The 24,702-nt window shown below is 67.3% G+C and carries 24 protein-coding genes; 10 read left to right on the forward strand and 14 right to left on the reverse strand.

Annotated elements, in window-relative coordinates; genetic code table 11:
• Positions 1-11: 11 nt before the first annotated feature.
• The gene (locus IBJ82_RS04445) at positions 12-803 is read right to left on the reverse strand and encodes a YbaB/EbfC family nucleoid-associated protein (protein WP_194824615.1); all 792 of its coding nucleotides are present in this window, start codon (positions 801-803) and stop codon (positions 12-14) included.
• 204 nt (positions 804-1,007) lie between these two features.
• On the opposite strand from IBJ82_RS04445, the gene IBJ82_RS04450 reads away from it, so the two are divergent.
• The 3 genes from IBJ82_RS04450 to IBJ82_RS04460 are packed head-to-tail and all read left to right on the forward strand — an operon-like array spanning position 1,008 to position 2,779.
• Positions 1,008-1,319: a hypothetical protein gene (locus IBJ82_RS04450; RefSeq protein WP_194824616.1), complete on the forward strand. Its 312-nt coding sequence runs from the start codon at positions 1,008-1,010 to the stop codon at positions 1,317-1,319.
• Positions 1,316-2,353: a WXG100 family type VII secretion target gene (locus IBJ82_RS04455; RefSeq protein ID WP_194824617.1), complete on the forward strand. Its 1,038-nt coding sequence runs from the start codon at positions 1,316-1,318 to the stop codon at positions 2,351-2,353. The genes IBJ82_RS04450 and IBJ82_RS04455 overlap by 4 nt, the downstream gene beginning before the upstream one ends.
• Before the next feature lie 30 nt (positions 2,354-2,383).
• Positions 2,384-2,779 (forward strand): hypothetical protein, encoded by a 396-nt coding sequence (locus tag IBJ82_RS04460; RefSeq protein ID WP_194824618.1) that lies wholly within the window; start codon positions 2,384-2,386, stop codon positions 2,777-2,779.
• A 132-nt stretch (positions 2,780-2,911) separates the two neighbouring features.
• Here the strand turns inward: IBJ82_RS04460 and pgl are convergent, their stop codons facing one another.
• The 5 genes from pgl to tkt are packed head-to-tail and all read right to left on the reverse strand — an operon-like array spanning position 2,912 to position 9,450.
• On the reverse strand, positions 2,912-3,697 hold the full coding sequence (gene pgl, locus IBJ82_RS04465) for a 6-phosphogluconolactonase (protein WP_194824619.1): 786 nt from the start codon (positions 3,695-3,697) through the stop codon (positions 2,912-2,914).
• Positions 3,690-4,598 carry a glucose-6-phosphate dehydrogenase assembly protein OpcA gene (gene opcA / locus IBJ82_RS04470; RefSeq protein WP_174555374.1) on the reverse strand — a complete coding sequence of 303 codons (909 nt, stop codon included), beginning with the start codon at positions 4,596-4,598 and terminating at the stop codon, positions 3,690-3,692. Before opcA ends, pgl begins: the two co-directional genes overlap by 8 nt.
• Complete coding sequence (zwf, locus tag IBJ82_RS04475) at positions 4,595-6,166, reverse strand: glucose-6-phosphate dehydrogenase (RefSeq protein ID WP_194824620.1); 1,572 nt, start codon at positions 6,164-6,166, stop codon at positions 4,595-4,597. Before zwf ends, opcA begins: the two co-directional genes overlap by 4 nt.
• 4 nt (positions 6,167-6,170) lie before the next feature.
• Positions 6,171-7,304, reverse strand: coding sequence for a transaldolase (tal, locus tag IBJ82_RS04480; protein WP_194824621.1), 1,134 nt, complete (start codon positions 7,302-7,304; stop codon positions 6,171-6,173).
• Positions 7,305-7,308: 4 nt separating this feature from the next.
• The gene (gene tkt, locus IBJ82_RS04485) at positions 7,309-9,450 is read right to left on the reverse strand and encodes a transketolase (protein WP_194824622.1); all 2,142 of its coding nucleotides are present in this window, start codon (positions 9,448-9,450) and stop codon (positions 7,309-7,311) included.
• Between the two features lie 503 nt (positions 9,451-9,953).
• Between tkt and IBJ82_RS04490 the strand changes: the two genes are divergently transcribed.
• Positions 9,954-10,889 (forward strand): heme o synthase, encoded by a 936-nt coding sequence (locus IBJ82_RS04490; protein WP_228536685.1) that lies wholly within the window; start codon positions 9,954-9,956, stop codon positions 10,887-10,889.
• Between the two features lie 103 nt (positions 10,890-10,992).
• Here IBJ82_RS04490 and IBJ82_RS34500 read toward each other — a convergent pair whose 3' ends face one another.
• On the reverse strand, positions 10,993-11,838 hold the full coding sequence (locus tag IBJ82_RS34500) for an FAD-dependent monooxygenase (protein WP_228536430.1): 846 nt from the start codon (positions 11,836-11,838) through the stop codon (positions 10,993-10,995).
• Complete coding sequence (locus IBJ82_RS34505) at positions 11,835-12,473, reverse strand: FAD-dependent monooxygenase (protein WP_228536431.1); 639 nt, start codon at positions 12,471-12,473, stop codon at positions 11,835-11,837. The genes IBJ82_RS34500 and IBJ82_RS34505 overlap by 4 nt, the downstream gene beginning before the upstream one ends.
• 96 nt (positions 12,474-12,569) lie before the next feature.
• On the opposite strand from IBJ82_RS34505, the gene IBJ82_RS04500 reads away from it, so the two are divergent.
• Positions 12,570-13,172 carry a TetR/AcrR family transcriptional regulator gene (locus tag IBJ82_RS04500; RefSeq protein ID WP_194824624.1) on the forward strand — a complete coding sequence of 201 codons (603 nt, stop codon included), beginning with the start codon at positions 12,570-12,572 and terminating at the stop codon, positions 13,170-13,172.
• 42 nt (positions 13,173-13,214) lie between these two features.
• Here the strand turns inward: IBJ82_RS04500 and IBJ82_RS04505 are convergent, their stop codons facing one another.
• On the reverse strand, positions 13,215-14,180 hold the full coding sequence (locus tag IBJ82_RS04505) for a quinone oxidoreductase (RefSeq protein ID WP_194824625.1): 966 nt from the start codon (positions 14,178-14,180) through the stop codon (positions 13,215-13,217).
• Positions 14,181-14,256: 76 nt separating this feature from the next.
• Here IBJ82_RS04505 and IBJ82_RS04510 point away from each other — a divergent pair, with 76 nt between their 5' ends.
• Positions 14,257-14,622 carry a hypothetical protein gene (locus IBJ82_RS04510; RefSeq protein WP_194824626.1) on the forward strand — a complete coding sequence of 122 codons (366 nt, stop codon included), beginning with the start codon at positions 14,257-14,259 and terminating at the stop codon, positions 14,620-14,622.
• 72 nt (positions 14,623-14,694) lie between these two features.
• On the opposite strand, the gene IBJ82_RS04515 is transcribed toward IBJ82_RS04510, so the two are convergent.
• The 5 genes from IBJ82_RS04515 to IBJ82_RS04535 all read right to left on the reverse strand — a co-directional run bounded on the left by IBJ82_RS04515 (position 14,695) and on the right by IBJ82_RS04535 (position 20,181).
• Positions 14,695-15,666, reverse strand: a complete 972-nt coding sequence (locus IBJ82_RS04515) for a heme A synthase (protein ID WP_194824627.1) — start codon at positions 15,664-15,666, stop codon at positions 14,695-14,697.
• A gap of 68 nt (positions 15,667-15,734) precedes the next feature.
• The gene (locus tag IBJ82_RS04520; protein ID WP_194824628.1) at positions 15,735-16,517 is read right to left on the reverse strand and encodes an ABC transporter permease; all 783 of its coding nucleotides are present in this window, start codon (positions 16,515-16,517) and stop codon (positions 15,735-15,737) included.
• The gene (locus tag IBJ82_RS04525) at positions 16,514-17,446 is read right to left on the reverse strand and encodes an ABC transporter ATP-binding protein (RefSeq protein ID WP_194824629.1); all 933 of its coding nucleotides are present in this window, start codon (positions 17,444-17,446) and stop codon (positions 16,514-16,516) included. Before IBJ82_RS04525 ends, IBJ82_RS04520 begins: the two co-directional genes overlap by 4 nt.
• Positions 17,443-19,161: a polyprenol phosphomannose-dependent alpha 1,6 mannosyltransferase MptB gene (gene mptB / locus IBJ82_RS04530; RefSeq protein WP_194824630.1), complete on the reverse strand. Its 1,719-nt coding sequence runs from the start codon at positions 19,159-19,161 to the stop codon at positions 17,443-17,445. Before mptB ends, IBJ82_RS04525 begins: the two co-directional genes overlap by 4 nt.
• Before the next feature lie 69 nt (positions 19,162-19,230).
• On the reverse strand, positions 19,231-20,181 hold the full coding sequence (locus IBJ82_RS04535; protein WP_194824631.1) for a rhomboid family intramembrane serine protease: 951 nt from the start codon (positions 20,179-20,181) through the stop codon (positions 19,231-19,233).
• Positions 20,182-20,496: 315 nt separating this feature from the next.
• On the opposite strand from IBJ82_RS04535, the gene IBJ82_RS04540 reads away from it, so the two are divergent.
• The 4 genes from IBJ82_RS04540 to sufC are packed head-to-tail and all read left to right on the forward strand — an operon-like array spanning position 20,497 to position 24,702.
• Complete coding sequence (locus IBJ82_RS04540; RefSeq protein ID WP_194824632.1) at positions 20,497-21,291, forward strand: metalloregulator ArsR/SmtB family transcription factor; 795 nt, start codon at positions 20,497-20,499, stop codon at positions 21,289-21,291.
• A complete protein-coding gene (sufB, locus tag IBJ82_RS04545) occupies positions 21,288-22,724 on the forward strand; it encodes a Fe-S cluster assembly protein SufB (protein ID WP_194824633.1) in 1,437 nt (478 codons plus the stop codon). Before IBJ82_RS04540 ends, sufB begins: the two co-directional genes overlap by 4 nt.
• The gene (gene sufD, locus IBJ82_RS04550; RefSeq protein ID WP_194824634.1) at positions 22,724-23,902 is read left to right on the forward strand and encodes a Fe-S cluster assembly protein SufD; all 1,179 of its coding nucleotides are present in this window, start codon (positions 22,724-22,726) and stop codon (positions 23,900-23,902) included. The genes sufB and sufD overlap by 1 nt, the downstream gene beginning before the upstream one ends.
• A 32-nt stretch (positions 23,903-23,934) precedes the next feature.
• A complete protein-coding gene (gene sufC / locus IBJ82_RS04555) occupies positions 23,935-24,702 on the forward strand; it encodes a Fe-S cluster assembly ATPase SufC (protein WP_194824635.1) in 768 nt (255 codons plus the stop codon).

The raw sequence follows: 24,702 nt of genomic DNA on the forward strand, positions 1-24,702 counted from the left end.
GAGTTCGGCTGTTATCGCGGCCAGTCCCCCCAGTCATCGGACAGGATCAGATTGTCGTCGGGCAGCCAGCTCCCCGGCGCGATTCCAGTGCCGCCACCGGGCTCGCCCCACGATGCGAACGGATCGGCGGGGACGAAGTCGGTCTCCGCTGGAGTCGGCTCGGCACCCGGTGGTCTGCTCGCCGGGTCGACATCGTCACGGACGGGCTCCCCGATGTCGCGCGAGTCACCGGTGATCGGTTCTGCGTCGGTCGTGGCAGAAGCGGTGCGGACAGGGTCGGGTGGAATAGAACGCTGATTCGGCGGCGCGGGACGGCTTGCCCTCGGTAGCGGTACAAAGGTGACCGGATCAAACTCCGAGAGAGTCGGCAGCGCGGAGGGTCGCCGACGCGGCGTCGGAAGGATTGTCGGCAGGGCGTGGCCCGGTTCTTTGCGGTCGGTTCGCGGCAAAGGATGCTGTGGTGCTGCAACAGATTCAGGGTCGGTGCGGGGCCGAGCTAGTTTGTCGACGACCTGCTGGCGGTCCTCGTGCAGCCGTGGATCATTGCTCAGCGCCGCCACTGCCGCCCGCATGGTTGTGGCGGCCTCGGTGACTGCTTCGCGGTGTAGTTCGACGATCAACGAAACCACTACCGCCGCATCGAGATCGGCGCCACCGTCACCCAACTCGATGCTGTGGATAGTGCCGTTCGCACCAGCTTCAAGGCGAAGAGCCCCATCGGCACTCACTGCCCGGCCCCTCGCGTCGGTGAGCGCCCGTTGGAGCTTCTCGATATGTCCCGAGACCGGGTCGACGTCCCCCATGCGTTGAACCTTCTATCCGACTTGCCGCTCCGCCGCCGGCATCACAGTGCAGCTTCGTTCGCGTGACCCAGCGGTCACCCGGTCACGTGCTGACAGTATCGGGCTGGAGCCAGTACGTCGACGCGTTGCGTCCGTTGACATTGCGTGGCCCGGTCCCTGTCGTTACGGTGACGACCGAAGGGAACTACGGGGGAATGGGGAATCATGGCTGGCGCATCGGATTTGGAACTTGATCCGACACGGACACAAGAGCTTGCGACCACACTCGGCAAGGTCGAGGCCGAGATGACCGATGTTTTTGCCGGCGAGACCGGCGAAGCCGCTGTGACTTTGCCGGGAACAAAGGTTCCTGACGTGTCGACAGCGGCAATCGGGAAGGTCGTCAAGGCGGCCAAGACGCTGATCGCGGACTATGACGCGCTGTCGCAGGCGACATCTACTGCGGTCACCGAGTTTCAGAACACGGACACGCAGAACGCGGGCGATATCGCGGCGCAGCAGGCGGCGCTGGCATGACGACGCTGGGCACCGAGGAGCAGATTTCGGAGGCCGCAGACGCTGAAACCCTGACCGTTGCACAGGTTCTGGCCTGGGAACCCGCCACGCTTGCCGCACGGGGTGACGCGTGGTCCGCCCAGGCGCAGAAGCTGACGGCGTTCGATGACACGCAGTACCGTGCTGTGGACGGCAGCCGGGATTTCTGGACGGGCACTGCAGCGGACGCGATGCGGACAAGGCACGAGGAGATCCGAACTACCACTAGGATTTTCATCACAGCATTGCAGGACGGTGCGACTGCGGCGCATTCGGGTGCGAGCATGCTGGACGCGGCGAAAACTGCTCTGCTGAATGCCGTGAAGTCAGCGGAATCCAATGGGTACGAAGTTGCTGACGACGGTACTGTCAAGATTTCGACGAGTACTCATCAAGCACTGTTGTCACAGTTGCCTGACGCAACGTCCTATTCGGTCGCGGCGGGAGCTCTCCAGGTCGATGCGGATGCGTCGACCACCGCTGTAAAGCAGGCGTTGGAGAACGCGGGTGCAGCCGCTTCTTCGGCGCAGACGGCGATCGAGGAAGCCTTCGCCGGACTCCCCGAGAACCCTGACACTGGTGTGGTATTTCAGGTACCGGGTTTGCCTCAGCCGCCCGGGGGATGGAGTTCTGACCCAGCACGACGTATGGCCCAGGAAATTGCGTACGGGCATGCGTGGACGAAGCACAATGACGATTTCAAGGGAATGACGCAAGATGATTTGGCAGAGAAGGTCTACCTGATCATCTCTGGCTCACAGATGGAGCGGCTCGGCAAAGACTATAAGGGTGATCCGGTGATGATGAGCTACGACGGTTTCATCGTTATCGTGGATCCGAACACAACCGACCACGGCACCGTCTACAGGCCCAAAGACCCGTTAAGTGAATTTATTCGACTAACTGGTCAAATCGAGGACCCATCCCTTGGCGACGGGAAAGATGGGACGCGCACAGGATCGCAACCTCCTGGCGGTACCGGGGGTACGCAGTCCGGAAAGACTGGTGCCAAGTAAGTGGCCGGGGCTCAATCGAAGGGATCTACGGTGGAATACGACATGGCGGCGCTCAGTCTTCGAGAGCGCGACTTCGTCGACGCATGTCTTGCGAGTTGGACGGGGATTTCGACGCGCGCCCCGATACCTGTACGCGCGCTCGGATATTCGAATCGAGATCATTTCGATGATGAAGTGGGCGGGTTGCGTCGAACTATCTCTGCTGGCGAGAAACTGTCTGAGGTCGACACGGCTCGCGTTTTGTTCCTGAGCGAACTCGCCTTCGGAAGCGACCTATTCGGAGCCGGCGTGGAATTCCGCTTGGTCAGCTCATTTTCCGACGCCGAGGGCATCGCTGTACTTCGGACACTGCAGCGCAAGCTGTACACGCATTCAGGCGCGCGCTCGCTGTTCAATCCCGAGCTCTATGCGCCGCGTGACGATTAGCTGACGGCTATCATGCGTTCGCCTGTCGGGACAACTACGCGCCGCCGAATTCGGTGAGCAATCACCCGTGACTCGGTCACCTGACCTGAACGAAGCCGGGCCCCGGACACGCGGCCCGGCTTCGTCGGCGGGTTATTCGTCGTCGAGCAGCAGACCAGTCGCAGCGGGTTCGTCGATCACCCAGGTGGTCGACTCGATGCCGACCGCGCCGGCCGACGGGATGTCGTCGGGGGAGGCGCCGTTGACGGCGGCGGCCACCGCGGCGGCCTTGGCTTCGCCGCTGACCACGAGCATCACGTGGCGGGAGCGGTGGATCGCGGGCAGGGTCATCGTGATCCTGGTCGGCGGGGGCTTCGGGCAATTGTGCACGGCGACAACGTAATCCTTGGTTTCCTGCACTGCGGGGGAGTGCGGGAACAGGGAGTCGATGTGGCCTTCGGCGCCCATGCCGAGGACGGTGAGGTCGAACTCGCCGCGCTCGTCTAGTTCGGTGTGCACGAGCTGGGCGTAGGCGGCGGCGGCTTCCTCGGGAGAGCCGTAGGCGCCGTCGGAAGGGGCGATCGGGAAGACGTGCGCCGGGTCGAGAGGGACGAAGTCCAGCAGCGCTTCGCGGGCATGGCGTTCGTTGCGGTCCTTGTCGCCGTCGGGGACGAAACGCTCGTCGCCCCAGTAGACGTAGAGGGTGGACCAGTCGATGTCGCCGGGGGACTGGCGGACTCGCTCGAGCAGGCGGATGCCGTCGCCGCCACCGGTGAGAGAGACCGACGCATGGCCGCGTTCGGCCTGGGCGGTGACGATCACATCGACGAAGCGCTCGGCGGCCGCGTCGGCGAGAAACTCGGCGTCGTCGTGGATCTCGATTGTGTTGGCGGGGAATTCGGCACCGAGGTCGTCGTGCACGTCTATGTGGTCACTCATAGGTCACCTTCTCGATTCCGGCGAGCGCCTCGGCGTAGATCTCGTCGGCATCGAGCCGACGCAGTTCTTCGGCGAGGCAATCGCGAGTTTCCCGGCGTGCCAGCGCGATCCGCTGGTCGGGTTCGCCGGTGCGGGTCAGCGTTGCCGTCCTTCCTAGTTGCGGGCGTTCGATGGCGATCGAATCGGTGGCGCGCTGAATCTCCACCTTCAACTCCCCGGTCTTGCGGATCACCGGGCAGTGCAGACGGGACGCCAGCCAACCGGCCAGCGTGTCGAGCGCGGGTTCGGAGGCGAGGCCGGACACGGTCACCGAGATGACCGGTTCGAACGGCGGCTCGTCAAGCGCCGCGGCCAGCAGTGCCCGCCAGTAGGTGATGCGGCTCCACGCCAGATCGGTGTCGCCGGTCGCGTAGGAGTAGCGGCGCTTCTTGATCGCGGCCTGCGGATCGCGGGCGTAGGTGGCATCGGTGATGCGGCGCTTGGCCAGCTTGCCCACCGAATCCATCGACGGGAAGTCCGGCGCGCCACGCGGCCACCACGCCACCACCGGGGTGTCGGGCAGCAGGAACGGGGTCACGACGCTGCTCTCGTGGTTCACCAGCGCGCCCTGCAGGCGCAGCACGATCACCTCGGCCGCACCGGCGTCGCCACCGACGCGGATTTGAGCGTCGAGGCGGGTCTCGGCATCGCGGTCACCGCGGGCCAGCACGATGACGCGGCAGGGATGTTCGCGGCTGGCGTCGTTGGCGGCGTCGATCGCGTCCTCGGCCTCGGAGGAGTCCAGGGTGCACACCACCAGGGTGAGCACCCGGCCCTGGGTGATGACGCCGTTGGTCTCGCGCAACTGCACCATCCGCTTGCCGACATCGACGGTGTTGGTATCGGGCATGTCGACGATCACGGACGCCGCCATTCCCGCCCGCTGCGCGCGAGCATCTCATCGGCCGAGGTGGGACCCCAGGTACCGGCCTCGTAGGGTTCGGGTTTGCCGCCCGCGGCCCAGTGCGCGAGCACGGGATCGAGGATGCGCCAAGACAATTCGACCTCCGCGTTGACCGGGAACAGCGACGGCACGCCGAGCAGCACGTCGAGGATCAGCCGTTCGTAGGCCTCGGGGGAGGACTCGGTGAACGCCTCGCCGTAGCTGAAGTCCATGTTCACGTCGCGCACTTCCATGCCAGAGCCAGGGACTTTGGAGCCGAAGCGCAAGGTGATGCCCTCGTCCGGCTGCACTCGGATGACCAGCGCGTTCTGGCCGAGTTCCTCGGTCATGGTCTGGTCGAAGGGCAGGTGCGGCGCGCGTTTGAACACCACCGCGATCTCGGTCACCCTGCGGCCGAGGCGTTTTCCGGTGCGCAGATAGAACGGCACACCCGCCCAGCGGCGGTTCTCCACATGCAGGGTGAGCGCGGCGTAGGTCTCGGTCCGCGATTGCGGATCGAAGCCTTCTTCCTGGTGCAGGCCGACCACGTGCTCGCTGCCCTGCCAGCCCTCGGTGTATTGCCCGCGCGCGGTGGTCTCGTCCAGTGGCGCGACGAGTTTGGTGGCCGAGAGGGCCTTGATCTTCTCGGTGGTGAGCTGCATCGGTTCGAAGGAGGTCGGCTCCTCCATCGCGGTCAGCGCGAGCAACTGCAACAGGTGGTTCTGGATGACGTCACGCGCGGCGCCGATGCCGTCGTAATAGCCTGCGCGACCGCCCAATCCGATGTCCTCGGCCATGGTGATCTGCACGCTGTCGACATAGTTGGCGTTCCAGATCGGCTCGAACAACTCGTTGGCGAAGCGCAGCGCCAGAATGTTCTGGACCGTTTCCTTGCCGAGGTAGTGGTCGATGCGGAAGACCTGCTCTTCGGGGAAGACCCGGTTGACCAGGGCGTTGAGTTCCTTGGCGCTGGTCAGGTCGTGGCCGAACGGCTTCTCGATCACCACGCGCCGCCACGGGGTGTACCCGTCGGGGTCCGGGGTGGCCTGGGCCAGATCGTGCTCGGAGAGCTGATCGAGCACCACGGGGAACATATTCGGCGGAATCGACAGGTAGAAGGCGTAATTGCCGCCGGTGCCGCGGATCTGGTCGAGATTTTTCAGGGTGTCGGCGAGTGTCGCGAAGGCCGCGTCGTCGTCGAAACTGCCCTGCACGAACCGCAGCCCCTCGGACAGGTGGTCCCAGACCTCCTGGCGGAAAGGGGTGCGCGCGTGCTTCTTCACGGCCTCGAGGACCACCGAGGCGAAGTCTTCGTCGGCGTAGTTGCGCCGAGCGAAGCCGACCAGAGCGAAACCGGGGGGAAGTAACCCCTGGTTCGCCAGGTCATAGATGGCCGGCATCAGCTTCTTACGGGACAGATCTCCGGTGACGCCGAAGATCACCATGGAGCAAGGGCCCGCGATGAAGGGGACCCGTTTGTCGCGTTCGTCGCGCAGCGGGTTGTGCCACAGCCCCGCCGCCTGATCCGTCGATGCTGTGCCGGCCATCGTGTTAGTTGCCCTCCGCAGCGACGCCGAGCGCGCCGGTGGTCGCCTCGATCAGTTCGCCCCACGCGCTCTCGAACTTGTCGACGCCTTCGCGCTCGAGCAGCGCGAACACATCGTCGAGATCGACACCGACCGCTGCCAGGTCGGCGAAGACCTGGGCGCCCTCGGCCCCACGGCCGCTGAGCGTGTCGCCCAGCACCTCGCCGTGATCGGCGAACGCCTGCAGGGTCTTCTCCGGCAGGGTGTTGACCGTGTTCGGGCCGACGAGTTCGGTGACGTAGAGGGTGTCGGAATAATCCGGGTTCTTCACCCCGGTCGACGCCCACAGCGGCCGCTGCCGGTTGCCGCCCTGTGCGGCCAGGTGGTTGTAGGTGGAGGTATGCGCGCCACCGTCGAACACATCCTGGTACTCGGCGTAGGCCAGCCGAGCGTTGGCCACACCGGCCTTGCCGCGCAGGGCAAGGGCCTCCGGGGTGCCGATCGCCTCGAGGCGCTTGTCGATCTCGGTGTCCACGCGGGAGACGAAGAACGAAGCGACCGAGTGGATCTTGGCCAGGTCGTGGCCGACGATCTTGGCGTTGCGCAGACCGTCGAGGTAGGCGCCCATCACCGCGCGGTAGCGCGGCACCGAGAAGATCAGCGTCACGTTCACGCTGATGCCCTCACCGATCACCGAGGTGATCGCGGGCAGGCCCGCCTCGGTGGCCGGGATCTTGATGAACAGGTTCTTGCGGTCGACGATCTTCCACAGTTCGATCGCCTGGGCGACGGTCTTGTCGGCGTCGAAGGCGAAGCGCGGGTCGACCTCGATCGACACGCGCCCGTCCACGCCACCGGTCGCCTCGAACACCGGCGCGAGCACGTCGCAGGCGGCGCGCACGTCGTCGGTGGTCATCGTGCGGATCGCCGCGTCGGCGTCGGCGCCTTGGGACGCAAGGTCTTTGAGCTGCGCCTCGTAGGCGTGGCCCACACTCAGCGCGGCCTGGAAGATGCTCGGGTTGGTGGTGACGCCGACGACGCTGCGGGTCGCGATCAGTTCGGCGAGGTTGCCGGACTGGATGCGATCACGCGAGAGATCGTCGAGCCACACCGAGACGCCCGCGGCCGAGAGCGCGGCGAGATTCTCGTTCTGTGCCATGGTTTTACCCCTTCACCTTGTCGGTGGAACGCAGTGCCGCGCGGACGACGGCATCGGGGGTGATACCGAATTCGCGGTACAGAGTCTTGTAGTCGGCCGACGCGCCGAAGTGATCGATGGACACGATTTCACCCGCGTCACCGACGAATCGGTACCACGGCATCGCGATACCGGCTTCGACCGCGACCCTGGCCCGCACCGACGGGGGCAGCACTTCGTCGCGGTATCCCTGATCCTGCACGTCGAACCACTCCACACACGGCATCGAGACCACGCGGGTCGGGATGCCCTGCTCCTCCAGGGTAGTGCGCGCGGCGACCGCGAGGTGGACCTCGGAGCCGGTGCCGATGAGGATCACTTCCGGGGTGCCGGTGGATGCCTCGGCCAGCACGTAGCCGCCCTTCTTGACACCCTCGTAGCTGGTGCCCTCCAGGGTGGGAACGTCCTGGCGGGTCAGTGCCAGTGCGGACGGGCCGTCCTGCTGCGGCGACTCGTACACCGGGAAGTGCGAGGTGTGCTCGTCGGAGTCACGCTCGAGGATCGTGCGCCAGGCGTGGACGGTCTCGTTGGCGTCGCCCGGACGAACGACATTGAGGCCGGGGATCGCGCGTAGCGCGGCCAGGTGCTCGACCGGCTGATGGGTCGGGCCGTCCTCGCCGAGGCCGATGGAGTCGTGGGTCCACACGTAGATGGCGGGCACCCGCATCAGCGCGGCCAGGCGGACGGCCGGGCGCATGTAGTCGCTGAACACGAGGAAGGTGCCGCCGTAGGGGCGGGTGGGGCCGTGCAGCGCGATGCCGTTGAGGATCGAGCCCATCGCGTGCTCACGGATGCCGAAGTGCAGGGTGCGCCCGTACGGGTTGGCCTTCCACGCGCCGGTGGAGATCGACTCGGGGCCGAAGCTCGGCTGGCCGGGCATCGTGGTGTTGTTGGACTCGGCCAGGTCGGCCGAACCGCCCCACAGCTCGGGCAGCTCGTCGGCGACCGCGGCGAGGAACTTGCCCGATGCCTTGCGGGTGGCCATGCCCTTGGGGTCGACCTCGAAGTTCGGCAGCGCCTCGGTCCAGCCCTTGGGCAGGGTGCGGGTCTGCAGGCGATCGAACAGCGCCTTGTTCGACGGGTTGGCCTCGGCCCACTGGTCGAAGCCCTGCTGCCACTGCGCCTGTGCCTGCGCGCCGCGGGCCAGTGCCCTGCGGGTGTGCTCGATGACGGCCGGGTCGACCTGGAAGGACTTCTCCGGGTCGAAGCCGAGCGCCTTCTTCACCGCGGCGACCTCGTCGGGGCCGAGCGCGGCGCCGTGCGCGCCGCCGGTGTTCATCTTGTTCGGGGCAGGGAAGCCGATGATGGTGCGCAGGATGATGATCGAGGGCTTGGACGTCTCGGCCCTGGCCGCGTCGAGGGCCTTCTCGATGGCCGTCACGTCTTCGCCACCTTCGACGATCTGCACCTGCCAGCCGTAGGCCTCGTAGCGCTTGGCCACGTCTTCGGTGAAGGCGATGTCGGTGTCGTCCTCGATGGAGATCTCGTTGTCGTCGTAGATCACCACGAGGTTGCCCAGCTGCTGGGTGCCCGCGATCGAGGAGGCCTCGGCGGTGACGCCCTCCTGCAGGTCGCCGTCGGAGGCGATCGTGTAGATGAAGTGGTCGAACGGGCTGGTGCCCTCGGGGGCGTTCGGATCGAACAGCCCGCGCTCACGTCGCGCGGCCATCGCCATGCCGACCGCGGATGCCAGACCCTGACCCAGCGGGCCGGTGGTGATCTCGACGCCGTCGGTGTGGCGGAACTCGGGGTGGCCCGGGGTGAGCGAGCCCCACTGGCGCAGCTGCTCGAGGTCGGTGAGCTCCAGGCCGAAACCGGCCAGGTAGAGCTCGATGTAGAGGGTGAGGCTGGAATGCCCACAGGACAGCACGAACCGGTCGCGACCGACCCAGCTCGGGTCCGCGGGGTTGTGGCGCATCGTGCGCTGGAAGAGGGTGTAGGCGACCGGCGCAAGGCTCATCGCGGTGCCGGGATGCCCGTTGCCCGCCTTCTGCACGGCGTCGGCAGCGAGTACCCGGGCGGTGTCGACGGCCTTGGTGTCGAGGTCCGTCCAGTCGCTGGGGTAGTTCCGCTGAGTGAGGGCGCGAATGTCGTCTGTGACTGGCACGACCGTGGTTCTCCTGACCTAGGTTTCGTCGACGGCGATAGCTTGGCTGCGGCGATGATGATCGAAGCGGGTCGCACGCGGCCGGGGGTGCGTACCGATGTACAGGAATACCCTAGTGGTGCTGTGACACCGGATTGGCGCGAACCCTGGCAGTGAGTCTAGTGCGGATCGCCGCGTACCGGCGGTGTGCGGTGTCGACCGTCGCCGCGACGCACGCGAGGCTCGTCGCGGTGCCGTTCACCTGCGCGTCGATGCGGGTTCACCGCCGCGTGGGCCCGGGATACGCGGTCGCGAGGCGTAGTGACCGCGCCCACGGTGGCGGGGGTCTGGCGCGGAGCGGCAGGTGAGTGGGTCTACCATCCTCTGTAGTAGTGGCCGCGCCGCAGCCGCGCGCTGCTCGTTCCATTACCGGATGCGAAGCGAAGCACAGCGTGCGAGGAGAAACAGTGCGGATCGGTCACGAGCCGGGTAGTAACGGTGCGCACGGAACTTCGTCGACGGCTCTGGCCGACCGCCTCGCGGGCGACAGTCTCGCCGCGCGAATCGTGCGCAAGCCCCTTGCCTATATCGCGCTCACCAAGCCACGCGTCATCGAGCTGCTGCTCGTCGCGACCATTCCGACGATGCTGCTGGCCGACCGCGGCACCGTCGACATCCGGCTCATCCTGGTCACCCTGTTCGGTGGCTGGATGGGCGCGGCCAGCGCCAACACCCTCAACTGTGTCGCCGACGCCGACATCGACAAGGTGATGAAGCGGACCGCACGGCGGCCACTGGCCCGCGATGCGGTGCCCACCTCGCACGCGCTCGTGTTCGGCGTCGTGCTCGGCGCGATCTCCTTCGCCTGGCTGTGGTGGCAGGCCAACCTGCTCAGCGGCGCGCTCGTCGTCGCGACGATCCTGTTCTACGTTTTCGTCTACACCAAGGGCCTCAAGCGCCGGACCTCGCAGAATGTGGTGTGGGGCGGCGCGGCCGGGTGCATGCCCGCACTGGTCGGCTGGTCCGCGGTGACCGGCGATATCGGCTGGCCCGCACTGGTGCTGTTCGCGGTGATCTTCTTCTGGACGCCGCCGCACACCTGGGCGCTGGCCATGCGCTACAAGGAGGACTACCGCGCGGCCGGCGTGCCGATGCTGCCGGTGGTCGCCACCGAGCAGGTGGTCACCAAGCAGATCGTCATCTACACCTGGTTGACGGTGCTGGCGACGATGGCGTTGGTGCCCGCGACGGGCGTCATCTACGCGGCGGTCGCGCTGGTGGCCGGTGCCTGGTTCCTGCTGATGGCGCACCAGCTCTACGCCGGGGTACGCCGTGGCGAGTCGGTGAAGCCGCTGAAGTTGTTCTTGCAGTCGAACAACTACCTGGCGGTGGTGTTCTGTGGTCTGGCCGTCGACTCGGTGCTCGGGTGGGACACGGTGGGCAGCCTCGTCGGGCTGTAAGACTTTTTTTCGCGACAGTGGCCGGGCAGCGATGCCCGGCCACTGTCGTTTCCGGACCCAGCGGCCGTCACGCTCGTCGGATCAGGAGAGTGGCGGGTGAACGTCACCAGCGATGTGCGAGGTGGCCGTCCGGTCGGATCAGGACGGCGGTGCCGGAGGTGGCTGCGTAGGCAGTGAAGGCGTGGCCGTCGGTGTCCACGAGTGTCGTGAACGTGGGGCGGTCGGTATCGGCGGATCGGTCGCTGGGGGCGTCGAACCGATGGATCTCGACGGTGTGGACGTCGGGATCATCGAGGGATGCGGCGGCGTCTGTCGCAGCAGACCCGGGCGTCGGGGCGAAACGCAACAGGGTGGCATGCGGGCCGCGGAAGAGGTCGAACAGGCGGATCGGTCGGCCGGTTTCGTCGTGTAGCGGGGCGTCCGGTGCTCGGTCGCCCGCGACGAGGGGGCCGTGCTCGGTGGGGGAGCGATAGGTGATGCCGAGTTGGCGGGTTTCGGGGCCGCGCTGCATCGCGTCCTCGTCGCCGTCGACGAGTTTGTCGAGGAGCTCGGTGCTCAGGCCGAGGATTCGGGCCGCGACCGTGCGGCGTTCGGGTTCGTAGGTGTCGAGCGGGGCGGGGTCGCCGCCCAGGGCGGCGGCCAGTTTCCAGCCCAGGTTGTAGGCGTCCTGGACGCCGGTGTTCAAGCCCTGGCCGCCGGTGGGCGGGTGGACGTGGGCGGCATCGCCCGCGAGGAACACCCGGCCGTCGCGGAATCGTTCGGCTAGTCGAATGTTGGGGCGCCACACCGTGATCCAGGACAGGTCACTCAGCACCAGACCTGCCTCGGGGCCGTGGCGGTCGGCGAGATCCTGCAGCGTGGCCAGATCGGGGGAGCGGTCGTCGGCCAGCGGGGCGGCGAACTGGAAGCGTCGCGCGCCCGGTAGCGGGGACAGGGCGAAGCCGGTCATCGGCTGGTCGGCCGAGGCGCGAACCAGTAGCCGTACTCGTGGTCGAGGGAGTCGGCGCGGACATCGCCGAGCAGCATCTTGATCGAGTCGTCGGTGCTGCCGTCGAACGCGATCCCGAGGCGCTTGCGCACCGCGCTCGCGCCACCGTCGGCACCGACCAGGTAGCTCGCGCGCACTGTTTCCGGTGTGCCGTCGCGGTGCAGTGTCGCGGTGACGCCGGTGTCGTCCTGGGTGAAATCGGCCAGCGCCGTGCCGAATTCGACCGTCACCCCGAGCTCGGCGAGCCGCGCCCGCAGGATCGCCTCGGTGTCGGACTGGCCGAGCACCCAGGCATTCGGATACGGCACGTCCGGTGTCGGCTCGACCGGTTCGGCCATGCGACGTTCGCCGACGAAGACCCCCGCGAAGTAGGCGCGCATCACCGGGAGCTCGCGCCCGGCCGCCAGTACCGCGTCGACGACGCCGAGGTCGTCGAACACCTCCAGGGTGCGCGGTTGCAGGCCGTCCCCGCGCGATCCCTGGAACGGCGAATCGGCCCGATCGACGATCCGGACGTCCACACCGCGCCGAGCGAGGTCGATGGCGAGGGTGAGACCGGTCGGGCCCGCACCGGCGACGAGTACCTGTTCTGACATGGGAAATACCTCCGGGGACAATAACTGAACTGACATTCAGTGAATATGAATTCAGTTTCAGTGTTGGTACCGTGCTTGTCAAGGAGGTGATGTCCGGTGGCGGGCAGCAGGCGCGAGAAATCCGCGGAAACCGAGCAGGCACTCAAGGACGCCGCCCGGCAGGTCTTCGCCGAACACGGCTACCTGAACGCGAAGATCACCGACATCACCACCGCCGCAGGCCGCGCCGCGGGCTCGTTCTACAACCACTTCGCGAGCAAAGAGGAACTGCTGCAAGCGCTTCTGCGCGACATGGCCGTCGCGGGCGACGAGCGCGCGGCCGATCCCGAGCACAACGGCGACTTCACTGATCCGGCGGCGGTGCGATACCACGTGCGCGGCTATTGGACCTTCGCCCGCGAACACGCCTCGGTCTTGCGCGCGATAGGGCAGGCGGCCCTGGTCAGCCCGGACTTCGCCCGGATCATCGCCGGGTTCGGCGCGGAGCAGCGCGCCGATATCGCCGACCATGTGACCGACTTCCCGGAACGCGGGCTGCGCCTGCCGGGAACCGTCGACGCCAGCCTGGCCATGATGTTCGCCGCGGTCGACGGAATGTTGCGCATGGTCGAAGACGGCTCGGTGATCCTCACCGACGAGGAGGCGATCGAGTCGATCACCCATTTCGTCTACCGCGGCCTCACGGGCCGCGACTACTGAACCGAGCGCGGGCCGGACACCGGAGTGCCCGGCCGGCGTCGGCTAGGGCAGCAGGACGATCGAGCCGGTGGTCTTGCGGTCGGCCAGGTCGCGATGTGCCTGGGCAGCATCGGCCAACGGATAGGTGGCGCCGATGCGGAGGTTCAGGGTTCCCGCGGCGATCCAGTCGAAGACATCGGTTGCGCGCCAAAGGAATTCGGTGCGATCACGGGTGTAGGCGCCCAGCGACGGACGGGTGAGCCAGAGGGAACCGGCGGGGTTGAGGCGTTGGGGGTCGAAGGGCGGGACCGCGCCACTGGCCGCGCCGAACAGGGCGAGGGTGCCGCGGACGCGGAGCGAGGCAAGGCTTGCTTCGAACGTGCTGGCGCCGACGCCGTCGTAGACCGCGGCGACGCCGATGCCGTCGGTGAGGTCGCGGACGCGGGCGGCGAGGTCGTCGTCGTAGCGCAGGACCTCGGTGGCGCCCGCTTCGCGCGAGAGCTTTTCCTTGGCGTCGGTGGAGACCGTGGTGATGACCCTGGCGCCCTTCGCGACGGCCATCTGGGTGAGCAGCAGACCGACGCCGCCCGCGCCCGCGTGGACGAGTACCGGGTCGCCGGGTTCGGGGGAGAACACCGATTCGGTCAGGTAGTGAGCGGTCATGCCCTGCAGGAGGGCAGCGGCCGCGACGGTGGGTTCGACATCGTCGGGCACCTTCACCGCGACGGCCTCGTCGACGGCGACCAGGTCCGCGTAGCTGCCGGGCGCCGACGCCCAGGCGACCCGATCGCCGACGGCGAACTCGGTGACGTCCGAACCGATCGCCACCACGACGCCCGTGCCCTCGGAGCCGGGAAGGTAGGGCGTCGCCTGCGGGTACTGGCCGGTGCGGAAGTAGATGTCGATGTAGTTGACGCCGACGCCCTGGGTCTCGACCAGCACCTGACCTGGCCCGGCCTGCGGGTTCGGCACCTCGACGTACCGCAGGACCTCGGGACCACCGTGCTCGGAAACCTGAATCGCGTGCATGAGTCTCCTTTCTACACCCCGTGTTCCGGGCCACTCGGGGCTGGACTGGAAACTACCTGCCGGTAAACTCACCGCCATGAGTACAACCGCCGCCCCCGAGGCCGTGAAGGTGCCGGCCGAGGTCGAGAAGTCCATCGTGAAGTTCCTCGCCCAGCACGGTGGTTCGGGAACGGCCGTGCTGCAGTACCTCGGCAAGCAGGGTGTGCGGATCACCCTGGTCGGCGCCGACGGCGTCCTCGGCGACCGGGTGGTCGGCGATATGGCGATCGCGAAGGCGCTCGTCGAGCGGATCGACGGCCTCGCCGAGACCGACGAGTGGAGCCGTGAGCTCGGCTCGATCGTCACCCCGGCCGCGAAGCACTGGGAGAAGATGGCAGGCTGGGTCGCCCGTCAGACCAAGTTCCCGAAGGCGCGTAACTCGAAGTTGCTCGACGGCGCCTGACGGCCACTGACGAGAAAAGCCCGCGAATCGCACTGCGACGCGGGCTTTTTCGTTGTTCGAGGCGGTCGGAGGTCAGTGCGGGGACGTCTGCGACAAGACAGGCGCGTCGATCTTCTCGCGCGTACGCAGCGAGGCCCACAGCGCGGCGGTCGCCGCGGTACAGGCCGCGGCCCCGCCGACGTGGATGGCGACGAGTGCGGCGGGTACATCGGTGAAGTACTGGACGATGCCGACGAGCGCCTGCGCCAGCACCAGCCCGAGCAGCACGAACAACCGCTTGCGGATGGCCGCCGACATCCCGACGGCGTACAGGCCGAAGGCGAGTCCGATCAGCAGTGCGAGGTAGCCGATCAGCAGCTGCGAGTGCAGGTGCACCAGCGTGACGATCTCGACTTCGAGTCGCTCGACCTGTCGGTCGATGCTCTTGTCACCGGCATGCGGTCCGGCCGCGGTGACCAGGGTGCCCGCGATGAGCACACCCGCGAGCGCCACGCCGGACAGCGCGGTGAGCATGCGCAGGGGAGCGGGCACCTGGACGGTCTCGATGCCGTCGTCGGGTTCGCTGATCTTGGCGTACAGCACCACCGCGAGCCATACCATCGCCATCGAGGCGAGCAGGTGCACCGCCACGGTCCACCACAGCAGACCGGTGCGCACGGTGATTCCGCCGATCACGGCCTGCACGACGGTGCCGCCGGGCATCAACCAGGCGTAGACCAGCACTTCCTTGCGCCGGCGCGCCCGGATGACGGCCAGCACGATCAACGCGGCGCACAGCGTCACCGCGAAGGTGAGCAGCCGGTTGCCGAACTCCACGGTCTGGTGCAGGACCGGCACTTCCGACACCCCGATGGGGGTGAAGCTGCCGGGGAAGCACTGCGGCCAGGTCGGGCAGCCGAGGCCGGAGGCGGTGACGCGCACGATCGCGCCGGTCACCGAGATGCCCGCCTGGCTCAGGATCACCGCGACGGCGATGAGCCGCTGCACCCGCAGCGAGGGGAGCGGCAGCCGGTCGACGAGGCCAACGAAGGCGCGATACAGCACGTCAGGAATGGTACCGGCCGAGAATTCGGCGCTGATACCAGGGCTACTACAGTGCGTCGTTGGTCACGTCAGTTGAACCGGAAGAGCCGGGTCGCGAGCCACCCGCACACCACGCCCCACACCGCGAGCACCGCCACCCCGAACCAGTCGATCGACCCCGACAAGGCCGTGTCCAGCGCGAAAGCCAGCGCTCCGGACGGGATGAGTCGCGCGATCACGGTCAGCGCGGTGGGCAGGGTGTCGCTCACGAGGACCAGGCTGGCGATGCCGAGCATGATGAACCACAAGATGTTGGCCAGCGCGAGCACGACCTCGGCCTTGAGCGTTCCGCCGAGCAGCAGCCCCATCGCCGCGAAGGTGGCCGTGCCGAGGGCGATCACCAGCGCGCCGAGGGCGAGTCCGCCGATGCCGGGCCGCCATCCCAGCGCGACGCCGATCGCGCCGAGCAGTATCGCCTGCAGCACCACCACGATCAGCACGGCCGCGCACTTGCCCGCGATCACGCCCCAGCGGGGCAGCGGTGTCGCGCCGAGCCGTTTGAGCGCGCCGTAGCGGCGGTCGAAGCCGACGGCGATGGCCTGGCCGGTGAACGCGGTCGACATCACCGCGGTCATCATCACCATCGGCACGATCCGGTCGACCCGGTGCTCGCCGAGGTCGCCGAACGGCAACAGGGTGAGACCGATGAGCAGGGTGATCGGGATGAACATGGTGAGCAGCAGCTGTTCGCCGTTGCGCAACAACAGTTTCAGCTCGAGCCCGGTCTGCGCCGTGAGCATCGCCGCACGCGTGGCGGGACGCGGGTCGGGCGTGAAGGTGCCGGGCAGGAAACGGCTGGTGGTCTCGCTCATCCGCGCAGGTCCCGTCCGGTCAGTTCGAGGAAGACGTCTTCGAGGCGACGCTGGTCGATGCGGATGTCGGTGGCCAGCACGTCCATCCTGGCGCACCACGCGGTGACGGTTGCCAGCACCTGCGGGTTGATCTCGCCCTCGACGAGATAGGTGCCCGGCGTCGTCTCTCGCGGCGAAAAGCCTTCCGGGAGGGCCGATGTCAGCAGTTTCAGGTCGAGTTTCGGTGGGGCGCAGAACCTCAGCTGGCCTGCCGCGCCATGAGCGGTGACCTCGGCGGGGGTGCCCTGGGCGACGATCTGCCCGTGATCGATGATGACGAGCTGATCGGCGAGCTGCTCGGCCTCGTCCATCATGTGCGTGGTGAGCACGACGCTCACGCCGTCGCGGCGCAGGGCGTCGATCAGTTCCCAGACGATCAGCCTGGCCTGAGCGTCCAAGCCGGCGGTGGGTTCGTCGAGGAAGACGATCTCGGGCCTGCCGACCAGCGCGCAGGCGAGTGCGAGCCGCTGTTGCTGACCACCGGACAGGCGTCGATAGGGGGTGCGGCGATTGTCCTGCAGACCCAGCGTCGACAGCAGCCACTCGGGGTCGATGGGATCGGCCGAGTAGGCCGCAACCAGATCGAGCATCTCGCCGGCGCGGGCGCCGGGATAGGCGCCGCCGCCCTGGAGCATCACGCCGATGCGTGGACGCAACTGTTCGGAGTCGGCGATCGGGTCGAGGCCGAGGACGCGCACGGTGCCCGCGTCCGGGCGCACGAAGCCTTCGCACATCTCGACGGTGGTGGTCTTGCCCGCGCCGTTGGGGCCGAGCAGAGCGAACACCTGGGCGGGCTCTACGTCGAACCGGAGACCGTCTACTGCGGTGGTCTCGCCATAGCGCTTGACCACACCGTCGACGCTAACGGCGGGTCCAGGGCGACTTGTCACGATGTCACACGGTAAGCCGTGCCCTCCTGTGACGGAGCCGACACCCCCGCCTGCGTCCGCCATGGCAGCGTGTGCCGGGTGAGCGCGAAGAACAGCGCGAAGCACACGACGGCGGCGAGCGCGGCGCCGATGATCTGGAAGACCTGGAATTCCGCGCCGCGCGGCATCACCAACATCGAGACCACCGCCGAGAACGCGACAGCGGGCACGCGGAACACCGGCTGGGTGGCCCACGCGGCCAGCGGCACGATGGCCCACAGCAGGTACCAGGGCTGGACCACCGGAAACAGCAGCACGATCGCCGCGAGCGCGACGCCCATCGCACCGACCGGATGCAGCCTGCCCATGCTGGTGGCGACGAGCATGCGGACGGTCACGAAGACCGCGACCAATCCCGCGATCGGTCGGGTGATCGAGAGCAGCGCGGTGGTGTGATCGCCGAGACCGAGCAGTACGCCACCGAATCCGGTGACGATCCCGATGATGGTCGGCAGCGACATCCAACTCCGGACGGCGTTGGCGACGCTGAGGGTGTGGACCCAGCCGAAGCCGAGACCACTGGCCAATCCGATGAAAAGCGTTGTCGCCACGGCGATTACGCCCAGCAGCGCGGCGGCCTTCGCGATGGCGACGAACGAGCCGCCCCAGCGCCTGGCCAGTGCCATGCCGACGAACCCGAGCGCGATGATGGAGGTGAGTTTGATCGATGACGACAGCGTGATCACCACCGCGCCACCGATCAGCAGCCCGTAGGCGCGGGCATCGAACGGAGGCAGATTCGTGGCCGTCAGCCGGTCGGGTCTGCCGCCTTCGCCGTAGATCGCGCGGAGCATGAGCTCTACACCGGCCAGCATCAGACCGAGCATCAGCGCGTCGTTGTGCACGCCGCCGACCAGGTGGAACAGCACCAGCGGATTGGCCGCACCGAGCCACAGCGCACTCACCGGCGCGACCCCGCAGCGCACCGACAACCGCGGCAGCGCCCACACGATCAGCGCCACACCGGCCAGCGCCAACAACCGGTGCACCCACACCCCGGCGATGATGTTGTCCCCGGTCAGCTCCGCGATACCGCGCCCGATCCACAGGAACAGCGGACCGTACGGCGCGGGCGTATCACGCCAGATCGTCGGCACGTTGTTGGTCAGCACATTGTCGATTCCGAGTCCGGCGACCGGGCCCTCGGAATAGGGGTCGATGCCGCGCGCGGCGATCTCGCTCTGTGCCAGATAGGAATAGACGTCGTTGCTGAACATGGGCGGCGCCACGGACAGCGGAATGATCCACAGCAGCAGCGTGCGATCCAACTGCGAGCGGCTCAGCCGGTGCAGTGGCGAACCGGCGAGCCCGCCGATGGCGAAGCGCCCCAGCAGCAGCCATGCACCGATCACCAGTGCGGTGCCGAACATGCACATCGCCAGTGAGCCGGTGTGTGCGCGCGCGAAGATGCCGAGCACTCGTACGCCCGAGACAGGATTCTGATGCACCGGTTGGGCGCCGATGCCGAGCGCGGCGATCGCCATGAGCACCGCGCCGGTCGCGCCCATCAGCCGGATCCGGTCCAGTTGCGCGCGTTCGCGCTTGTCGAGCCCGGGGACCTCGGACTCGTCGCGATGCAGCACCGCGACGGTGTGATCGGGCGCCGACACGTCGAGCCCGAGGGCTCGCCGCCCGAACGCCAGTGTCTTGCGCGCCGCGCCCTCCAGTACTGCCACGAGCTCAGAGCCTAGTGGGAACGGGGCCGAGGGCGTCCCGCAGTCGCCTCGCGCAGGGTGGCACCGAAATTACCTCGGTGCTTCGACGGAGGTCGGCGCGGTCACGGCCGGTGGTCCCTCGAACACCGGCTGCGAGCGCAGCGAGAGCACGGAGGCGATGATCACGGCCACGCAGACCACCACTATCGCGCCGAGCGCCGCCCAGCCGATGCGCTGCGCGGACCGCTGATCACGGGCCGACAGCCAGCCGGGCACGAACAGGATGCCGAGCGCGCTCAACGTGCCCGCGGCCAGACCGCCGAGGTGACCCCACAGCGAGATCCCCGGGATCGAGAAGCTGATCAGCACGTTCACGCCGATGACCACCAACATCGGAGTCGGGCTCTGCCGCAACCGGATCAGCGTCACGGTGACAGCGCCGAACAGGCCGTACACCGCACCGGAGGCGCCCGCGGTCGCCGTCACCGAGTCCGACAGCGCCATCACCGCGGCCGATCCGCCCAGCAGCGAGACCAGGTAGACGCACCCGTACCTGACCCGGCCGAGTACCTGCTCGAGGTCGCGCCCCACGACATAGAGCGCGAACATATTGACCAGCAGATGGATCGCGCCGTAGTGCAGGAACCCCGACCCGAGCAGTCGCCACCACTCGCCGTCGGCGACCAGTAGCGGCACCAGGACGAACTCGCGGAACACCGACGACCCGCGATAGTTGTCCATCGGACTACCGGCCTGGGCCGCGGTGATCACATAGAGCAGCACGTTGACCGCGATCAACCCGTAGGTCACATACGGCACCGCCGCGCCTGCGCGCGCCCCGCCGACGGTCCGCACCGGGCGCACATCCTGCTGCCCCTGTCGCACGCAGTCGACACAGTGCTGCCCGACCGCGGCCGGGCGCAGGCATTCAGGACAGGCGGGCCGCCCGCATCGCGTACACGCGAGTCCGGTAGGCCGATCGGGATGACGGACACACGTTGGTGTGAGCGGGTTCGACACCCTGTCATCGTGCCAGACCACGCCCCCCGCCCGCCTCGTTCGCCACAGCGCACCTGGACCGTCGATCACTGTCGTCGTGGTGCGAATATTGTCGGCGAGCAACGCCGTAAGAGCGTGGTGCGGCACTCTGCGGCGCCCGGGGCGGAGCGGGGTGGCCGCGGTCGAAGACCTGTGCGATGGGTCACCCGACCGCGCATCGGCGATCGGTCCACAGGGGCCGCACCTGGGGTTTTGCCGGGCGGGCAAGTGCCCCGATGATCTTCATCGCAGGTCAGGGCACCCTTTGTCAGGTGACCCTTATTAGATTTAAGGAAGTAATTCCGCCACACTGGTGTTGTGAAAACCGTGGGTTTGCGGACAGACGTGGAAAGTGACGGTCGTAAGACGACCGGTGCTCGGTCGTCTGCTGTTCCCGCGGCGACCGCGCACGAAGGGCAGACCAGGGCGGCCATCGTCCAGTTGCTGCTCGAGCAGGGGCCCATCACCGCGACGGCGATCGGCACCGAACTCGGTCTCGCGCCCGCCGGGGTGCGCAGGCACCTCGACGCGCTCATCGACGCGGGCCAGGCTCGGGCGAGCCGCTCGGCGCCGTGGCAGCAGAAGGGGCGCGGCAGGCCGGCCAAGCAGTACCAGCTCACCGCGGCAGGCCGGGGCAATCTCGGTCACGCCTACGACGATCTGGCCGGGGCGGCGATTCGTCAGCTCGGTGAGATCGGTGGCGACGCGGCGATCGCCGAGTTCGCGCGCAAGCGGGTTCGCGTGATCGTCGACGGCATCGAGCCCGTCGCCGACCACACCGCACCGGTGATCGAAGCGAAGGTGGAGGAGATCGCGGAAGCGTTCGCCGAGGCCGGTTTCGCCGCCACCACCCGTCAGGTCGGCGCCGGTGTGCAGATCTGTCAGCACCACTGCCCGGTGGCCCACGTCGCCGAGGAGTTCCCGCAGTTGTGCGCCGCCGAATTGGACGCTTTCCGCGACCTGCTCGGCACCCACGTGCAGCGACTTGCGACCATCGCCAACGGCGATTGCGCCTGTACCACCCACGTACCGCTGGTCGCGGTGCCGAAGATCCCATCCGCTGCACAGCCCGCAGCGGGACGAACGAACGACTCCGGAAGGAGTGCCGAATGACGACCTCGACCGACCAGGTGCAACCACTCACCCAGGACGAAACCATCGCCTCGCTGGGCACCTACGGTTACGGCTGGTCCGACTCCGATGTAGCCGGTGCCAGCGCGCAACGTGGCCTGTCGGAGGCCGTCGTCCGCGACATCTCGGCGAAGAAGAGCGAAGAGGAATGGATGCTCGACGTGCGCCTCAAGGCGCTGCGCATCTTCGACCGCAAGCCCATGCCGAACTGGGGTTCCAACCTCGAGGGCATCGACTTCGACAACATCAAGTACTTCGTGCGCTCGAGCGAGAAGCAGGCCGAGAGCTGGGAAGACCTGCCCGAGGACATCAAGAACACCTACGACAAGCTGGGCATCCCGGAAGCGGAGAAGCAGCGTCTGGTCTCCGGTGTCGCCGCGCAGTACGAGTCCGAGGTCGTCTATCACTCCATCCGCGAGGACCTGGAGAAGCAGGGCGTCATCTTCCTTGACACCGATACGGCGTTGAAGCAGCACCCGGAGATCTTTCACAAGTACTTCGGTTCGGTGATTCCCGCCGGTGACAACAAGTTCTCCGCGCTCAACACCGCCGTGTGGTCGGGTGGCTCGTTCATCTACGTGCCGCCGGGCGTGCACGTCGACATCCCGCTGCAGGCCTACTTCCGGATCAACACCGAGAACATGGGCCAGTTCGAGCGGACGCTGATCATCGTCGACGAGGACGCCTACGTCCACTATGTCGAGGGTTGCACAGCGCCGATCTACAAGTCCGACTCGCTGCACTCCGCGGTCGTGGAGATCATCGTGAAGAAGGGCGGCCGCTGCCGCTACACGACCATCCAGAACTGGTCGAACAACGTGTACAACCTGGTCACCAAGCGGGCCAAGGCCGAAGCGGGCGCCACCATGGAGTGGGTCGACGGCAACATCGGCTCCAAGGTCACCATGAAGTACCCGGCGGTCTGGATGACCGGCGAGCACGCGCACGGCGAGGTCCTCTCGGTCGCGTTCGCGGGCCCCGGCCAGCACCAGGACACCGGCGCCAAGATGCTGCACCTGGCCCCGCACACCTCCTCGACCATCGTGTCGAAGTCGGTGGCGCGTGGTGGCGGTCGCGCGTCGTACCGCGGTCTGGTTCAGATCAACAAGGGCGCTCACGGTTCCAAGTCGACCGTGAAGTGTGACGCGCTGCTGGTCGACACCATCAGCCGCTCCGACACCTACCCCTACGTCGACATCCGCGAGGACGACGTGACGATGGGTCACGAGGCCACTGTCTCCAAGGTCTCCGAGGAGCAGCTGTTCTATCTGATGAGCCGCGGTCTCTCCGAGGACGAGGCGATGGCGATGATCGTGCGTGGCTTCGTGGAGCCGATCGCCAAGGAATTGCCGATGGAATACGCATTGGAACTGAACCGGCTCATCGAGCTGCAGATGGAAGGGGCCGTGGGCTGATGTCGACGCTCGAGACGCCGATCCAGAATCCTGGCGCGGGCGACGCGGTCAACAAGGGCGAGGTCTTCACCTCGTTCGACGTCGACCAGTTCGAGATCCCGTCGGGTCGCGACGAGGCGTGGCGGTTCACCCCGCTGCGTCGGCTGCGCGGCCTGCACGACGGCACCGCCGCTGCCGATGGTCAGGCAGTCGTCGAGGTGAGCGAGGTCGCCGGAGTCACCGTGGAAACGGTGGGCCGCACCGACTCTCGTCTCGGCCAGGCCGGTACCCCCGCCGATCGTGTCGCCGCTCAGGCCTATTCGGGTTTCTCCGAGGCGACCGTGATCACTGTCGGCCCGGAGACCGAGGTGTCGGACCCGGTGACGGTCACCATCACCGGTCCCGGTGAGGGCAAGACCGCCTACGGTCACCTGCAGGTACGCTTGGACAACTTCGCCGTCGCCACCGTGGTCATCGACCAGCGCGGCAGCGGAACCTACGCCGAGAACGTCGAATTCGTGCTCGGTGACAGCGCCAAGCTCACGGTCGTCGCGGTCCAGGAATGGAACGAAGACGCCGTGCACGTCACCGCGCATCACCTGAAGCTGGGCCGCGACGCGAACCTGCGCCACGTGTCGGCGACCCTCGGCGGTGACCTGGTTCGACTGTCCGGCACCGTGCGCTACGCCGGTCCGGGTGGCGAAGCGGAGTTGTTCGGCCTGTACTTCGCCGACGCGGGCCAGCACTTCGAACAGCGCCTGCTGATCGATCACGCCGAGCCCAACTGCAAGTCCAATGTGCTGTACAAGGGCGCGCTGCAAGGCGATCCGTCCTCGCCCAAGGGTGACGCTCGCACGGTCTGGATCGGCGATGTGCTGATCCGCGCGGCCGCCGAGGGCACCGACACCTACGAGGCGAACCGCAACCTGGTGCTCACCGACGGCGCGCGCGCCGACTCGGTGCCGAACCTGGAGATCGAGACCGGCGAGATCGCCGGTGCCGGACACGCGAGTGCCACCGGCCGTTTCGACGACGAGCAGCTGTTCTACCTGCGCGCTCGCGGCATTCCCGAAGACGTCGCCCGCCGCCTGGTCGTGCGTGGCTTCTTCTTCGAGATCATCCAGAAGGTCACGGTCCCCGAGGTCCGGGAGCGGCTCGAGGCGGCCATCGAGGCCGAACTCGCCACTGTCGGTATCTGACACCACTTACTGCAACGAAGGATTCGAATTCGATGACCACCTTGGAAATCAAGGACCTGCACGCCGAGATCACCACCCCCGAGGGTGAGGCGAAGCAGATCCTCAACGGCGTCGACCTGACTGTGAAGTCGGGCGAGACGCACGCCATCATGGGCCCCAACGGCTCGGGCAAGTCCACGCTGTCCTACGTGATCGCGGGCCACCCGAAGTACACCGTCACCCAGGGCACCATCACCCTCGACGGTGAGAACGTCCTCGACATGTCGGTCGACGAGCGCGCCCGCGCCGGCCTGTTCCTGGCCATGCAGTACCCGGTCGAGGTCCCCGGCGTCTCGATGTCGAACTTCCTGCGCACCGCCGCCACCTCCATCCGCGGCGAGGCCCCCAAGCTGCGCACCTGGGTCAAGGAGGTGAAGGAGTCGATGAAGGAGCTCGATATCGACTCGGCCTTCGCCGACCGCTCGGTGAACGAGGGCTTCTCCGGCGGCGAGAAGAAGCGTCACGAGGTCCTGCAGCTGGGTCTGCTCAAGCCGAAGATCGCGATCCTCGACGAGACCGACTCCGGTCTGGACGTCGACGCGCTGCGCATCGTCTCCGAGGGCGTCAACCGCTACAAGGAGCGTACGGACGGCGGCGTGCTGCTGATCACCCACTACACCCGCATCCTGCGCTACATCAAGCCCGACTTCGTGCATGTGTTCGTCAACGGCAAGATCGTTGCCGAGGGTGGCTCCGAGCTGGCCGACGAACTCGACGCGAACGGGTACGAGCGCTTCACGTCCGCGACCGCTGGAGCCTGA

The organism is Nocardia sp. XZ_19_231, from assembly GCF_015355705.1.
Lineage (GTDB): Bacteria > Actinomycetota > Actinomycetes > Mycobacteriales > Mycobacteriaceae > Nocardia > Nocardia salmonicida.